This is a genomic window from Palleronia abyssalis (assembly GCF_900302445.1).
Taxonomy (GTDB): domain Bacteria; phylum Pseudomonadota; class Alphaproteobacteria; order Rhodobacterales; family Rhodobacteraceae; genus Palleronia; species Palleronia abyssalis.
Map to the genome: position 1 here is coordinate 136,676 of NZ_ONZF01000010.1, position 14,501 is coordinate 151,176.

Annotated in this window: 13 protein-coding genes; 5 read left to right on the forward strand and 8 right to left on the reverse strand. The window is 60.9% G+C overall.

Features of this window, described 5'->3' with window-relative positions; all coding sequences use genetic code 11:
* Positions 1-318: 318 nt before the first annotated feature.
* The 3 genes from PAA8504_RS17455 to PAA8504_RS17465 form a co-directional block, all read right to left on the reverse strand.
* Entirely contained in the window at positions 319-525 is a 207-nt protein-coding gene (locus tag PAA8504_RS17455; protein ID WP_007120662.1) for a hypothetical protein, read from the reverse strand.
* Between the two features lie 357 nt (positions 526-882).
* Complete coding sequence (locus tag PAA8504_RS22820) at positions 883-2,088, reverse strand: SH3 domain-containing protein (RefSeq protein ID WP_108895425.1); 1,206 nt, start codon at positions 2,086-2,088, stop codon at positions 883-885.
* Positions 2,089-2,190: 102 nt separating this feature from the next.
* A complete protein-coding gene (locus PAA8504_RS17465; RefSeq protein ID WP_108895426.1) occupies positions 2,191-3,120 on the reverse strand; it encodes a DUF2493 domain-containing protein in 930 nt (309 codons plus the stop codon).
* A gap of 638 nt (positions 3,121-3,758) precedes the next feature.
* On the opposite strand from PAA8504_RS17465, the gene PAA8504_RS17470 reads away from it, so the two are divergent.
* From PAA8504_RS17470 to PAA8504_RS17485, 5 genes are all read left to right on the forward strand, one after another.
* Entirely contained in the window at positions 3,759-4,217 is a 459-nt protein-coding gene (locus PAA8504_RS17470) for a hypothetical protein (RefSeq protein ID WP_108895427.1), read from the forward strand.
* A gap of 210 nt (positions 4,218-4,427) precedes the next feature.
* Positions 4,428-4,946: a helix-turn-helix domain-containing protein gene (locus tag PAA8504_RS17475; RefSeq protein ID WP_108895428.1), complete on the forward strand. Its 519-nt coding sequence runs from the start codon at positions 4,428-4,430 to the stop codon at positions 4,944-4,946.
* The gene (locus PAA8504_RS17480; RefSeq protein ID WP_108895429.1) at positions 4,930-5,544 is read left to right on the forward strand and encodes a DUF3800 domain-containing protein; all 615 of its coding nucleotides are present in this window, start codon (positions 4,930-4,932) and stop codon (positions 5,542-5,544) included. Before PAA8504_RS17475 ends, PAA8504_RS17480 begins: the two co-directional genes overlap by 17 nt.
* Before the next feature lie 451 nt (positions 5,545-5,995).
* Positions 5,996-6,526, forward strand: a complete 531-nt coding sequence (locus PAA8504_RS21875) for a hypothetical protein (protein ID WP_146190522.1) — start codon at positions 5,996-5,998, stop codon at positions 6,524-6,526.
* Positions 6,480-7,616, forward strand: a complete 1,137-nt coding sequence (locus tag PAA8504_RS17485) for a helix-turn-helix domain-containing protein (RefSeq protein ID WP_108895430.1) — start codon at positions 6,480-6,482, stop codon at positions 7,614-7,616. The genes PAA8504_RS21875 and PAA8504_RS17485 overlap by 47 nt, the downstream gene beginning before the upstream one ends.
* A gap of 177 nt (positions 7,617-7,793) precedes the next feature.
* Here the strand turns inward: PAA8504_RS17485 and PAA8504_RS17490 are convergent, their stop codons facing one another.
* From PAA8504_RS17490 to PAA8504_RS17510, 5 genes are all read right to left on the reverse strand, one after another.
* Positions 7,794-8,522, reverse strand: coding sequence for a DUF736 family protein (locus PAA8504_RS17490; protein WP_108895431.1), 729 nt, complete (start codon positions 8,520-8,522; stop codon positions 7,794-7,796).
* Between the two features lie 124 nt (positions 8,523-8,646).
* Entirely contained in the window at positions 8,647-8,949 is a 303-nt protein-coding gene (locus PAA8504_RS17495) for a hypothetical protein (RefSeq protein WP_108895432.1), read from the reverse strand.
* A 100-nt stretch (positions 8,950-9,049) separates the two neighbouring features.
* Positions 9,050-9,511 carry a DUF6915 family protein gene (locus PAA8504_RS17500; protein ID WP_108895433.1) on the reverse strand — a complete coding sequence of 154 codons (462 nt, stop codon included), beginning with the start codon at positions 9,509-9,511 and terminating at the stop codon, positions 9,050-9,052.
* Between the two features lies 1 nt (position 9,512).
* A complete protein-coding gene (locus PAA8504_RS17505) occupies positions 9,513-9,899 on the reverse strand; it encodes a DUF6878 family protein (RefSeq protein ID WP_108895434.1) in 387 nt (128 codons plus the stop codon).
* Between the two features lie 121 nt (positions 9,900-10,020).
* Complete coding sequence (locus PAA8504_RS17510) at positions 10,021-14,283, reverse strand: strawberry notch family protein (RefSeq protein ID WP_108895435.1); 4,263 nt, start codon at positions 14,281-14,283, stop codon at positions 10,021-10,023.
* Positions 14,284-14,501: the final 218 nt, after the last annotated feature.

Genomic DNA, 14,501 nt, shown 5'->3' on the forward strand with positions numbered 1-14,501 from the left:
GGAACCGCGGGCGGGCGCAAACCCCTCCGACAGGGCGGACAGGCAGGGTCAAGGAGGGCCAGATTTGGCTTGCCAAATCTCTGCCGCAAAAACCGGGAGGCCTTGGCCGATAGGTTTTTGCGGATGGCCCCCTTGAGGCTGACTGGCCGGTCTGTCGCGGCCTGATCATTCCGGGGGGGAGTGCGTCCGTTGAACGCGCAGCGAACGGCACCAAGAAGGGTCGCTGCCGGCGATCACCCGCGCCGGTGACGGCATCCCTGGAACAGGGATCGGGCCGCCCCAAGATCGTCCCGGGGCGGCCCATCCTCGTCAGAGGATTCAGTCCTGGGGATCCTTCGCGCTCGGCGGGAACATCACCAGCTCCGAGACCGCGACCGGGAAGTCGAGCTTGAGGCTGAAGAACTCCGAGCCGTCCCCGTTGCGGGTGTTGCGGAACATCGCGCCCACGCGCTGAAAACGGGTGCGCTCCTGGCCATCGGTGTCGGTGAACTTGACGGGGACGGTGGCGACGTAGTGGTTGGTCATTTGGGTTACTCCTTGTTGCGATGGGGATCACCCGGCACGGGGGCAAGAGGCCCGGTCGCAAGCGCAAATGCGGAGGATCCGCGGCTAGCCGTGGAAGCCGTATTTGTGCTTGCCGGAGCGAAGCGCAGGGCACGATTGGGCCGACCCCGTGCGATCCACATCTATGAGCAAAAAGGAGAGACCCGATTTTGTGCCGCCACTTTGCAGTCGCGTTCGCACCCGTCGATACCGGTCTGAGGTGGCTTGGTTCGTTCTGATCCAATGCATCTGGATAATGATCCGTCACGCGCACCACACAGCGGGTCAGCGTTCAGCCGCGCGCGAAGATTCGTCGTCTGTGTTGGGTGAGTGCCCCTGCTATCGGCACCAGGGTTGAGGGGGTGGGGGACAGCTGGTGCGGCCACATCGGTATGGCACGGCCAAACCTTCAGCAATGAGCGTACTGCCCACGTCCCGACCGTCAACGAACAACGAGCCACAAAGCCGCCCGAAATTGCATCGATCGGTGCCTTCAGTCCCGGGCCGGCAGGAACAGGCCACGCGCTCAAACTCAATTAACGCCGCACCCCGCACCAATTGACCAAGACGCGCTGTTGCCTGTTCCCCGACCTGGCGCTCTGCAGTGCAGGATGGTCTCCATGTCTCAGGCGCGTTAAACCCGACGAGACGCACGTTCGCTGTCATGCCTCGAACATCAATCGTATCACCATCAATGATCCGCACATCGCTGGCTCGAAGCGACCGGTCTTGCGAGGCGGGTCGCTCTGCAGGTGGCGCGACCGGCGATAGGAAACTGGAAGACATCCAGCCCACTCCCAAGTTAGACCGAATTTGGGTCCATTGCCCTTCATCGCGAAGCATTTCGACGCGAGTCCCTTCGCTCAAGACGCCCATCACAGCGTTCGCGGTAGACGGCTCAGAACGTTGGTTGACACGTGTCCCTGTCACATAGACGTAAGTGGTGTTTGTCGTTTGCGATGTGGGAATTGCTGACGGACTGTAGGGTGTGGATCGCGAATTCGACGTCTCAAACAATGATCCAACCAACGCGAAGAACCCGACAGCGATCACCAACGGCACCATGATTTGGCGTTGAGCCTTGCGCACGGCACGCCGAGGTGCGGTGATTGCGCGGCTCACGGAGATCGAACGGGGTCTCGCCTGAACGGCTCTGGGGCTGCGCTTTGGTGCTGGTTTCGAAGTGCCGGCGTCGGCAGCTGCCCTTGTCTGGGCCGGTTTTTCCCCTTCCAGTTTCAGGACTTTGTGCAGGCTGGCGTACTGAGCTTTGCTCAGGCGAGTCTCCGTCCCGTGACGCTCAAACCGTTCAGCCATGTTTGTGAGAAAAGACACTTCCCAATCGTTTGCCTGCCCGGACCGCAAACGCGCATCAATGCGTGATTGGATCTCTTTGGTGCGTTCCGGAGAAAAAGGCATCGAGGAAAAACCTGTTCGGGTGTTGAGCTGCGCAACAAATGTCTTCTGCCGCACGGCCACATTAAGCTGTGATTGCATCGAGATACCATCCAGCCATTCCCTAAACCACATTGGCCGTGTTGCAGTCATCCAGACTTATTCTACTCAATGCTGGAGTTCGCTGCGACACCCCTGAGGTTCGCAAACATTTGAGAAACGACGAAAGGGCCGCCCGAAGGCGACCCTCTATGTTCACGTATCCGCAGTCCTCTTAGCCGGGTCAGCAACCCGCATGACCGTCAGGCCTTTCGCTTCCGCCTTCTGCCCGAGGTTCAGCGCGACCCCGTTGCCGCCGAAGAGGACAACCCCCGTCGCCGCGAACTTGTCGTCGAGCATTTCGTCGTTGCACTTGAACGGTGCCGCCCGCCCATGCGCGGACCAGCGAGGATCAAAGCGCGCCTGCGCGACCCCGCGTGCCCGGGCCCACCGAGCCGCAATCATCTCTGCCCCGTGCTTGCCACCCTTGTGGCAGAGGAAGATCTCCTGGTTGCGGTTCTGCTTGATCCGTTCGCGAACCTTGTCGAGCGTGTTGAAGATCACATCGACATCGGTCCAGTCGGTGGCGCCTGAGACGATCAGGGGCACCCCCTCGACTTTCGACTTCTCGGCAGTCTCGCGGTCGTGCTGTTCAAGGAGCTGCCGCGCCTCGAAGACTGCCCCGGTCTCCTGCGCCCGGACGCTTGCCCGCGATCCGGCTGCCGGGATGAAAGCGTGGCCCGTCTCGATCTCGTAGCATTCCGCCGCCGCCTCGCTCATCACCTCGATGGCGCTCACAATCTCGCGCAGTTGCACAAAGCGCGCCTGCGCCTCTTCGAGCGCGGTCTCGGCGATTTCCGATCCGTCGTGGGATTTTGCCAGCGCGCCGATCTTGTCGGCGGTGCGGTCGACCTCCTTGCCGAGTGCCACCTTGCGGCGCTGCAGGATCGTCGCGAGCCCATGGGCCAGCGGTTCGATTTCGGCTTCAAGCCCGGTCCCGCGCAGCTGCCCGAGAAATGACTCGAAGCTTTCGCGGATGATGTGGTCGGTCAGGACGTGATCCTCCGGGATCGGCAGGTGAGCGTCCTTCTCGGTCAGCCCGAAAAGCTCGATGGTCTCATAGGTGTTCGCATTGTCGTAAGCCATGACTGGTCTCCAGTATTCAGTTGCAAGGCCGCCACGTGAGTGTGGGGGCATGGCCGAATGCCTGGTTTCCGAATCTGCCCGGGTCAGGGACGGCGCAGCCGCCGGCTTGCCGGGCGCAAAAGTTTTCCGCGCGCAGCACCTGATGCACGCGCGCGCTCACGCACGGGACCGCCCCATCCCACAGGCTCCGCCCTCGCCGAAAAGTTTTGCGATCCTTGAAGCGGGCTGATTTGGGGGCCATCCGGAGGATATGCTTCCGCGCTCATGTGTGTGTGTTTTGACGGTAGGTTTGCCCGACCCGAGCAGGCAAACGGCCCAACCGGACGCGGGAGACGGATGGAGCGACGGGATCGTTTTGGCCTCCGGCCAAAACAGACCAGAGCGCAATCCGGCGGAGCGGCCGGGGAGGGACGTGCTCGCGAGGCGGGCAAACCGGGATGCCAGGCGCGACGCCGCGGTGAGGCCGCATGGCCGAATGCGCGACGGACCGAAGGGCCGTTCTCCACTGCGACACGCGAAGCCGAGCTGGGGAAGCCGGAAGGCATCGGGCGGTACGATCAAAACTGCGAAATTCGTAATGTTTCAGTTGCTCAATCCGTTGGCAAGGAACAAGATGGGAACAAACAGGACACCGAGCAATGGTTGATGACATCGAAATGCTCTCTGAACTGTCGGAAGCACTTCGACTGCAAAATGAGATAAACCGGGCGGAGGCCGGGCAGAAGGCACCAGTGTCTGGCTTCACCTACAAGGGTGTGCGGCTTAAGAGCAGATGGGCGGTCCTTCGTGAGCTGGAGGATATGAAGCGCATTGTCGATGCCATGCCCGAACTCATGTCTCGACGCCTCGAAACCATCTGGTGCGACTCCAAAGTCGGCGCGACCTACACCGTGACCGTAAAAGACAGACTCTGGGTTCCCGATATGAAATGGGCAGTCTCGGACGCGATCGTGGACACGGTCGGCGGGCACAACGGAATTTACATTGACGGCGACACGCCCGCCGGAATGGAAGTTGACCCGTATTGGCCGGACGACTACGCTCGAGATCGGGATTCAACGGGCGAAAAGAGCGCAAAAACCCCCATTTCACGTTGACAGGTTTTCCACCCCACGGGTAGGGTGAGTTTCCATACCCACCTGTGGCGGGATATCGTACACCTAAGTATCGTGTTCCAATAACCGCGAGTCAGGGAGTAGCGGAATACCGATATTCGGGTGGGGTGGAAATTGCAGCACCCGAAGGCCCGGCCAAGCCATTGAGAAGACGCCCAAGCCTCCGTAGATCGAATGACAAGGAGGCCCGCAATGGCAAAGACAACCACGACCAGAACAAGCAAGACGCGCAAGAAGGCGCCGGAAAAATCCTCGACCGAACGCATCTTCGGACCGAAAGTCTATTCGCATGGGTATACAGGCGTTCCAAATATTCTGCTGCGCGCGCAAAGCCGGCTGGGGATCACCCCGACCCAGTTGACCATCATCGTCCAGCTTCTCGGTTACTACTACGATCCGCTCCGCCCGCCTTTCCCGACGAAGCGCGATCTTGCAAAGCGCATCGGCATCACCGAGCAGACGATCAGGATCAACATTAAAGCGCTCGAGGAAGCAGGGCTCGTCACGCGCGAACAGTGGAAGACCAGCGCCGGTGACTACGGGCCGAACCGGTACCACCTGACCGGGCTGATCAACAAGCTGAAGAAGCTCGAACCGGATTTCGAGGAGGAACGGAAGGAGCGGGAGGAAGCCCGAGCCCTGACAGAGACACCGCGCGCCAGAGCCAGCGCCCGCGCCAGAAAGGCCAAGGGCGATGGCGGCACAAAATAAGCGCATCCTCTGTTTCATCGACGAATGTGGAACCGCCGGCGAATCCGGCTTCGCGCTCGGATGCGTGATGGCCTGGGTGCGGGAGTGCGGACGCGCGGACAAATCCTTGAGCGATTTGCTGGAGCCGAATGCGAACGAGCTGCATGCGGCGAATCTGAGTCGTGAATATCTGCAAAGTCTTCTGGCGCGCTTCGCACAAACTGACCGCCCCGAGGGCATGATTCTGATGAATAGGCTAGGAACGGTCACGGAGGGCACTGCGCCGGCGATCTACGCCGGAAATGTCATCGAGACTGTCAAGGTCGCCGTCGGGCAATTCCGGAAGCTGAACCGGATTCGCGGCCGGGGCGTCGGCAATGTGGAACTCATCCTCGATCTGAACCATCACAACACGGACCCCGAATGCCAGCGGATGATTTCAGAGGCGTGCCAGAATGACGGGCGATTTAAGGCAGTGAATCGCATCAGTCAGATCGATTCCGCAGCATCGCGCCTTCTCCAACTCGCTGACGTAGTCGCCTATGCGCGCACGTGGATTCACAAGGGCGAAGAGAATGCAAAGGGTCTACATGAGAACTACGGGATCCGGGTCCTTTGAATCAGAAAAACCGCCCTTAGGGCGGTTTTTAGGAGCGGCTTGCAACCGAACCATCTGCGGTTCGGGTCACCGCGACGCTCGCCCTGCACACAGCATGACGGGTCGCCGACAGGTCTCTGTCTGAGATTTAGATAGCATGTGTGGATTAAAATTTCAACTACTCCCATCCGAACGACCCACCCAGAGGTGTATAAGAAAATATTCGCCGCCTGAATATTTTTTGAATATTTTCTGGACATATGGCGTAGGGTGTGCGATCTAAGGTGCGAGGCGCGAGAAATAAAACAGCAAAAGGCGTAGAAACTTGAACCGAGACAACGCACTGCAGGCGGCGCGCGACCAGTTGGAAGCATCGATTTGGGACCTTTTGAGCGAGCTTGAAAATTCGCTAGCGTCTCTCGCAAGCGTACCGCACATGAATATTGAGTGCCCTCGCGCTATAGGATCAGTCTTGAACTCAGCTCTTCCAGCAGCAGCTCAGGAGGCTGGGATCGAGAAAGACGGGCTTGAAGTTAAATACTGCCGCAATGGACAGTGCAACAAGATTTCCGGGCACGTGAAATCGGGCGGCGAAACCTTCCCCGTCAGCCTAGAGCTGCATCTGTCCGGTCCACGTGGCGGAACGACAAAATCGAAACATCAGTTTGCATTCTCGGAACCCGCCGTATGCGACATTGAACGTCAGCCGTCGCTTATCGATTTTGATGTTAACGCGCCTGAGAGACTGCTGCTCTTTGTGGCGTGTCATCTCAGCGGCACAGGCGTGGCGGTGTCACGAGCGTACTTGAAATTTGCGGATGGCGTAGATCAACGAATGATTGAGTTGTACCGCCCAGCCGAAGGAGCGTCTAAGGCATCCGCAGATGTTGGGCCTGAACAGGGCCCGCGCGGCGCAATATTGAAAGTGAAGAGACCCGAGGGAGACAAGAAAGAAGATGGCATCAAAACAGATAAACGGGGGGATGCTGCTTCTAGCTCGTAAGAGACGACGGAAAACTCAAAAGGAATTGGCCGCAGAGACCAGAGTCGCACAGGCGGCGATCTCCAGAGTCGAAAACGGTACAAAGGACGTGCTGTCGCATGAAGAGATTCAGTCGATTGCGCGCTCTTTGGGATTCCCGGTTAGTTTTTTCTTTGAGCAGGAGCCGCTCTACAAAACACCCCTCAGTATCCACGGCGCGGCTTTCCGCAAGAAGTCGGCGGTTTCTGCGAAAGATCAAGGTGCAGTCGTCGCGCTAGCAAATCATCTTGTACTGCACTTGCGCAGAATGCTTGAAGCAGTCGACTTGGAGCCCCAGTTTCCATTGCTTCAGTTTGAGGTTGTGGATGACAAGTCGAGCGTAAGCGAACACGCCCGTGCCGTTACTTCTGCAGCCGAAGCGGCTCAAAAAGTCCGAAAGTCGTGGCAGTTGGACGATGGACCTTTGCCGAATCTCGTCAAGTACATTGAAGCTACCGGTGTGTTCGTGGTTCAAGGCGATTTTGGCGGTGCCGACATTGACGGCGTAACCATTAGGCCCCCAGGAATGAAACCGGTGGTGGTTCTAAACGAAGACCGGCCCGCCGATCGGAAGCGGTTTAGCCTTGCCCATGAATACGGCCATGTGATCTTGCACCCTTTCCCGTACGACGCGATGGAAAAGGAGGCCAACGAATTTGCCGCTGAGTTGCTCACTCCTGCCAGAGGAGTGCTACCAGATCTCAAGAAACCGTTGACCATTCCAAGACTTGGGCAATTGAAGCTGAAATGGCGTGTGGCAATGGCAGCATTGATCTACCGCGCTAAAGCGCTGAACGCGATAACCGATCAAGCTGCGACGTCTTTGTACAAGAAGATGAGTTACTACGGCTATCGAACGCGAGAGCCTGATGAGTTTAGTATTGAACATGAACAGGGCTCTTTATCAACTCAGCTCTTGGAATTGCACACAGAGGATTTGGGATACTCGTTCGACGAGTTGGCTGATGCTTTAAGAACTTTCCCAACTGAATTGGCAGAGATGCACGGCCTGAAACCGCCAGACCAGCGCCCGAAACCAAAACTGAAGCTGGTTATTGGAGGCGAGCTATGATCGATTTTGCACGCTGAGTTGGACGTGTCAGGCACAATATAGACGACCGCAATAGCTTCCAACCCGTCCACTTCTTTTGTTGCAGCTATTCGCTTTCGCACAGTCCAAAAAACAAAAAGGGGAACCGTGATCCCACGGCTCCCCTTTCAGTTCAGATCGTCTCATCTTGCGCGCCGATTAGGCGACCAGCGAGAGCCCCGCGCCCGCGTCCTGCGGCTGCTCACCGCTGTCGATGAACGGGATGATCGAGAAGGTCTGCCCGCCGCGCTGTTCTTCGTTCTGCACGGCGTTGACGCGCAGGTCGCCATCAGGCGTGTTGATCAGCAGTGACAAGTAGTCATTGCCCGTGCGGCTGCTTTTGGCCATCCACGCCGAGCCGACGCGGATCGGCGTGCCCCCGGGCGAGCTGACCTCGATGCGATAATCAGGGTGAGTCTTCTCGGATTTGTAGCCGTTCTCGATCAGCATGAACTCCAGATCGAACATCATGTTGGCGATGTAGCCGGTGAAGGCGTTGTCGGCGTCCATGGCGGTGAGCTCGCCCGAGATCGAGCCGGATTTCATCAGGCCGTTCGAGACCAGCGGGATGATCTCGAACGTGCCGCTTTGGGCCGCGCGCGCCTCTTTCGTCTGCACCGCGTTGACCCGGAACGGACCCAAGCCGACATCGATCTGCATCGAGATGTAGGGGTTGCCGCTGGTATTGCCGGTCTCGTTCCAGGCCGTGCCGATGCGCACCTTGCGGCCTGATTTGTTGACTGCCGTCACGTCAAAATCCGGGCTGCGCTCGGACATCTTCGGGCGGGTTTCAAGCTGGATGGCGATGTCAAAGCGCGTCGAGTGGATCATGCCGGTGTACTGAGCGGCTGCGGTCTCGACATTGCGGGTGAGGGTTCCTGCGAACATGGGATGGTTCCTTTTGGATTGGCCGGTGCCTGACGTCCTTGCCAGCGCATCCGGGATTGCTTTCTCGACCCCTTGAGGGATCACAAATCAGAAAGCTCGCTTTCCTTTCAGTCCCGCCCACGGGTCAAAGCTGCCGTCCGAGTGGGAATGCCCCCGCGCCTCCGGGTGCTACGCCCCTCCCCTGCCCGTCTGATCTTGATTGGCTGCCCGGATTTTCTGCGGCGTCCTTCGATTGCGCGACGAAGAACTCCGTTTCTTTTCCGTTCAACCGTTGCCCGCTCCGGTCTGTCAGGCCGATGCAGCTACCATTCGGCACATAGGTGATCAGGTACTGACCGAGCCGGTCCTTGTGGACAACGTAGCCGGTATTGGCCCAGTGCACGGTCTGGCCGGCATCGACGGCCGCCTTGATTTCATCGAGTGTCATGCGATCCTCCTCAAGAAGAATGGTGGGGAAACGACGCAAGAAGCCCGATCTTCCAACCGGGCTTCCGTGCGGCATTCGTTTGGCAAACGACCGAGACCTGTCAGGCGCTTTGCGTGGCTTGCGTCGCGCGCGCCGCCATCCAATCCTTCAGGCCAAGAACCGTTCTTCCGGCGGCGACCTCGGAGGCCCAGGCAAGCCTTGGGTCGCCGCAGGGCTCGGAGCCGGCGTGCCGGTCGATATGGCCATTGGCCATCCATGGCTCGGGCTGGATCCGTCGCAGCCAGTCCGCCATGCTTGGAATGCGGCCCTGGCAGTCTTCACGGATATGCTGCTCGCCGATCCAGCGCACGGGAATGTCCCGACCTGCGCTATTGGTCAGGGTCAGGCCGAAAACACGTTCGGCCTCGAACAGGCCTTGGGCATGATGGCGCAAGGCTCGGTGCGTAAAGAGCGCGAGGTGCTCTTTTGAGGCGTCAAACCAATCGTGCACAGCCTGATAGTCAGACGGCACCCCACCAAATTTCCGGGCAGAGCTTTCAGCATGATGAAGCGGATGGGCCATCTCACAGCCCCTCGTCATAGCTGTGCGAACATTCGACATAGCGGTCGGCGTGATCGAGGGTGATGCTGTCGTTGCGCAAGTCCCAGGTCAGCGTTCCATAGCCGCCCTCGTTGTTCTCGAACCCCGGGTGATGGTGATAGGCGAGCGACCAGGCGAAATCGCCCACCTCAGTGGCAAGCGGCTCCGGCAGTTGGACCTCTGCAGGCTGCACGATCACATCCTCGACATTGCCGGAGTCGCCATAGCCTTCGTATTCGGCAGTGACCTCGCTGATGCCAAGCGCACGTAGTTGCGCGAGCAGCTCCGCTCGGGATGCCTTCAAGGTGATTTCGCGCTCTGCGCGCCACTGAGCCGCCATTGCGGCATAGTCGATCTGGGGATTGGTCATGGGTCTGTCCTCTTGTAAGAAGTTGGGGGGCCAGGCGTCGCATTGGTCAGCGCGCGCCCGGAAAGCGCAGACTGGTGAAATCCAGATCCGCGATGCCCAACCCAAAGCCCGCTTTGACTTTTCAGGCGGCTTGTTCTGCCGTGATGGCGGGCCCCTGCCCGACGATCAGAGCCAGAATGCCGGCTGTGTCGATCCCGTCCCCACGCGGCAGGAACACCCGCAACTGGAAGGCGATGATCTCGGTGAAGCAGCCGAGCGCCTTGAGTCCGTCGATCATGCCCTTGTCCGCACCGCCCAGCTCAAGGCGCATCTCGCCTGCGACCCGGCGACGGGTCAGGGTGAGACCCCGGCCCAGATCGACAGGTGCGGTGGTGCCGAGGGCGGCGGTCAACATCTCCTGCGGCGTTTGCGGATTGGAGACGAGGAAGCGGGCGCGCAGCGAGGCCGCCCCTTCCTCACTCAGCGTCCGCCCGATCATGGCCGTCGCCCCGTCTGGCGTGACACGGTAGATCCGCTCATTGGTGGTCGGAATGTCCTTCCAGATCGGCAGCAGCAGCCCGGTCAGCAGGTAGAGCTTGGTCGTGGTGGTTTTTGGCAAGGAGGCAGCCTCGGCATCCCAAAGCCGTGCAAACTCGGGCCTGTCGATCTCTTCCCAAGCCGAGGACTCGAACCGTGCCTCTTCGAGATAGCTCGACCCGTTGGGCCGCACCGCCTTGCGCATCAGCGTGACGATGTCCTCGTCATACATCTGCATGGGCCGCGCCGAGATGAACGCCGCGCGACCGGAGGCGCGATTGACCATCGGCAGCTTGTCGGGGTTGCGCGACAGGGCGTCATCCGCCGACAGCACGTGGACCGGGTCGGTGACCTCCAGCCCGATGATCCGCGTCACGGCGCCCGATTTCGGGCAGGTCCAGAGATCCTCCGTGGAGACCTGCTCGATCTTTTGGCCGCGCAGGGTTTCCACGCCGAGATCGAGCGTGCCCGCCGCGCGCGCCCGTTCAGTCTGATCGGCAATCCGCCTCATGAACTCGGCAAAGAGCGCGTTCTGCATGTGGATGGGAAGGGCAAGCACCCGGTTGAGAAACCGCTGGATCGGGGGAAGCTCCTCAAGGAGCACCCCGTCCTTGTCGATCAGCCGCAGGGCCGTCCAGTCGGTGAAGCTCTCATAGCCCATCGCCTCGGCGCGCCCGGCGGCAAGATCGGCGAAATACCCACGTAGTGCGGCCCGCGCGATCGGGCTTTCGAGATTGTCCTCCTCCCGGAACATGCCTTGCGAGCCGGTCTCGCGCTGACCCTTGGTCAAGGCCCCTAGCTGGTCGAGGCGCTTGGCTATAGTCGAGGTGAAACGCTTTTCGCCATGCACATCCGAGGTGCAGACCCGGAAGAAGGGCGCGCTGACCTGGGCAGAGCGATGCGTGCGGCCGAGCCCCTGGATGGCCGCATCGGCGCGCCAGCCGGGCTCCAGCAGGTAGTGCCGCCGCCGTTTCTGGTTCTTCGCCACTTGCGCCGCATGATAGGACCGGCCCGTACCGCCCGCATCGGAGAAGATAAGGATGTCCTTCTCACCGTCCATGAAGGCTTGGGTTTCGGATGAATTGCTGCTGGCGGCGCGCTTCTCGATGAAGAGGTGGCCATCGTCCGCCTTCAGAGGTCGGATCGACCTTCCGGTCACTTCGGCCACGGCATCGTCGCCAAAGGCCCAGAGGATCTGATCCAGCGCCGAAGGGATCGGGGCGAGCGTCATCAACTCCATCATGGCCGCATCGCGTAGGGCGAGCGCCTCGCGCGAGACAACGAGCGCGCCGGTCTCATCCCGCAAGGGTTCCGCCACCATGTTGCCGTCAATCTCCACGAGCTTTTGCGCATGAATCGGGAAGGCCTGTTCGAGGTATCCCAGGACGTAGTCGCGCGGCGTTAGCTCGCCCTCGACCAGCTCGTCCTCCGGGTCCATCGTCTCAAGCCGACGTTTCAGCAGGCTTTCGCCTGTAGAGACCACCTGAATGACGCAAGCCTTGCCCGCCGCCAGATCGTCCGCGATGGCGCGGATGATGGTCGGGGCCTTCGTGCCCATCAGGAGATGGTTGAAGAAGCGCTGTTTCGTGCTCTCGAAGCGGGACTTGGCCGAGGCGCGAGCAGCCGAGGCATTGGTCTCGCCCGAGGCATCGTTGACACCGGTCGCCGTCAGCGCCGCCTCGAGATTATGGTGGATGGTGCGAAACGCACCCGCATAGGCGTCGTAGATCTCGATCTGGGCAGGGGTGAGCGCGTGTTCGAGCACGTCATACTCCACGCCATCAAAACTGAGTGCGCGGGCCGTATAGAGCCCGAGCGTCTTGAGATCGCGGGCGACCACCTCCATGGCAGCCACGCCGCCGGCTTCCATCGCCGAGACGAAACTCTCGCGGCTCGGGAAGGGGTATTCGGGGCCCTGCCCCCAGAGCCCCAGCCGCGCGGCATAGGCCAGGTTGTGCACGCTCGTGGCGCCCGTGGCCGAGATGTAGAAGACGCGAGCGCGGGGTGCTGCTAGTTGCAGTCGCAGGCCAGCAAGGCCCTGCTGGGAGGGTTTGACCCCCCTGCCCTGCTGAGACCCTGCCGCGTTCTGCATGGCATGGGCCTCATCGAAGGCAAGAACGCCGTCAAAGTCTTCACCCATCCAGGCGAGGATCTGGCTCAGTCGCGTGGTGCCGCATTTGCCGGCGGACCGCAGCGTGGCGTAGGTGACGAAGAGGATACCGTCGCTCATCGGGACGGGCTGGTCCGGTTTCAATTTGGAAAGTGGCTGAATGTCGGCAGGCGAACCGCCGAGATCGGTCCAGTCGCGGATCGCGTCCTCGATAAGCGTCGCGGACTTGGAGACCCAGATCGCCTTTCTGCGCCCGACCAGCCAGTTCACGAGAATGAGCCCCGCGCATTCGCGGCCCTTGCCGCAACCGGTGCCGTCGCCGAGGAAATAGCCAAGGCGATAGGCACGTGCATCCGGGTCATCATCGGCGCGCGTCAGCTTGGTCTGGTCGTCATCGATGGTGAACCTACCGGGCAGGTCGCGCCCATGGGCATCATGCGCCATGATGATGGTCTCGAGCTGCGCCTCGGAGAGATGTCCCTCCTCGATCAACCGTGCGGGCAGGCGAAAGTCATCACTGCCCGTGTTTGAGGGCATGGGCGGGGCAACCGAGGCCATGGCGATGCTTTCGACTAGCGGGGTGGGATGTTGCTGCGCACCCGCGATCTCGATCCGCTGCGGACGGTAGCGCGCATAGATGTCCGAGATCGGCGTGTTGTCGCGCGGGATATCAAGGCTCGTGAAAACTAGCGGGACAACGGCATTGGCCCGGGGTTTGGAGGCGGCAACAGACGCAGCCGCGGTCTTGCGCGGGGCAGATGATGGAACGGTCGGCCGAGCATGAGGGATCGCTTCAGCCCGTTGGGCAGGGCGCATCTCGGACCGGGTTGCGGCCACGGCGTCGACAAAAGGAAGGGCTTCATCCAGATCGCACACACTGGCGCGGATCATCTCGCTGGCTTCCTGCGCCTTGTCGAAGACCATGAGCTGGGTTTCGACAGAGGTGCCGAGTTTGCGGTAGACCTGCCCCGGCATCGTCAACGCCAGTCGCGGCGTCAGGAGGCCGCAGGCGCGGGACCAATGCGCGGCATCGCGTTCGGGCGTGAATCCTGGCGGCATGATCGCCACCAGCCGCCCGCCGGGTGCCAGACGCTTTGCAGCCGCGACGAGATGCTTGGCGGCGATGTGCTTGTCGCGGGAGCGATCGACCGAGGACGCGAAGGGCGGGTTCATCACCACGACGTCGGGTAGAACCAGCGTCTGCAGCAGATCATCGACATGCTCGCCATCATGGCCTGTGACCTCGCCGCCGAAGACCGCGCGCAGGAGACGCTGACGAAAGGGGTCGATTTCATTGAGTACAAGCGTGGCACCGGCCCGGGCGGCGAAAGCGGCCAGGGCACCGGTACCAGCCGAGGGCTCCAGCACGGTCTCGCCCTTGCGAATGGCTGCCGCCCGCACGACCATTGCCGCCAAAGGCAACGGCGTGGAAAACTGCTGCAGCCGGATCTGCTGCTCTGACCGGCGCGTTTCCGTCAGCAGCCGCGAGGCAAGCAGCCTTGCAGCGGCGATGTCACCTGCCACGCCGTCCCCACGCAGCAGCACCTGGACAGCCGCGGCCTGCATCAGGTCATATGCCATGCGCCAGTCCCAGGCACCGCCGGCATCGCTGCCATGAAACGTCTCGCGCATGATGCGCGCGAGCGCTGAACTGCGCAGGGGTTGGAGGTCGATCTGCGCGCCGATCTGCGCGAGGGCAGAGGCGAGGTTAGCTGCGGAAATTGAGAGAGCCGTGTTTGCCGGATTGGGCTTGGTCATGGGGATTTTCCTTTGGATCAGGGTCTGAGTTCCAAAGGACAAAAAGCCCGCTTTCGCTTTTCAGGGTGGCGGGGTCAGACCGCGCTGCCCCCCAAGGCTTGGTCAGGACTTGGGTTCGACCTGCCGCTTCGCATCAATCAGTGCCTGTGCGGCCTGCATCACCTGAACCTGAGATGTTCCCGAGCCTGCATCCTCCAGCGCGGCCTGCACCTGCGCGC

Coding starts and splice junctions, on each gene's coding strand:
- PAA8504_RS17455 (WP_007120662.1), bottom strand. CDS start 525: ATGACCAACCACTACGTCGCCACCGTCCCCGTCAAGTTCACCGACACC.
- PAA8504_RS22820 (WP_108895425.1), bottom strand. CDS start 2,088: ATGACTGCAACACGGCCAATGTGGTTTAGGGAATGGCTGGATGGTATC.
- PAA8504_RS17465 (WP_108895426.1), bottom strand. CDS start 3,120: ATGGCTTACGACAATGCGAACACCTATGAGACCATCGAGCTTTTCGGG.
- PAA8504_RS17470 (WP_108895427.1), top strand. CDS start 3,759: ATGGTTGATGACATCGAAATGCTCTCTGAACTGTCGGAAGCACTTCGA.
- PAA8504_RS17475 (WP_108895428.1), top strand. CDS start 4,428: ATGGCAAAGACAACCACGACCAGAACAAGCAAGACGCGCAAGAAGGCG.
- PAA8504_RS17480 (WP_108895429.1), top strand. CDS start 4,930: ATGGCGGCACAAAATAAGCGCATCCTCTGTTTCATCGACGAATGTGGA.
- PAA8504_RS17485 (WP_108895430.1), top strand. CDS start 6,480: ATGGCATCAAAACAGATAAACGGGGGGATGCTGCTTCTAGCTCGTAAG.
- PAA8504_RS17490 (WP_108895431.1), bottom strand. CDS start 8,522: ATGTTCGCAGGAACCCTCACCCGCAATGTCGAGACCGCAGCCGCTCAG.
- PAA8504_RS17495 (WP_108895432.1), bottom strand. CDS start 8,949: ATGACACTCGATGAAATCAAGGCGGCCGTCGATGCCGGCCAGACCGTG.
- PAA8504_RS17500 (WP_108895433.1), bottom strand. CDS start 9,511: ATGGCCCATCCGCTTCATCATGCTGAAAGCTCTGCCCGGAAATTTGGT.
- PAA8504_RS17505 (WP_108895434.1), bottom strand. CDS start 9,899: ATGACCAATCCCCAGATCGACTATGCCGCAATGGCGGCTCAGTGGCGC.
- PAA8504_RS17510 (WP_108895435.1), bottom strand. CDS start 14,283: ATGACCAAGCCCAATCCGGCAAACACGGCTCTCTCAATTTCCGCAGCT.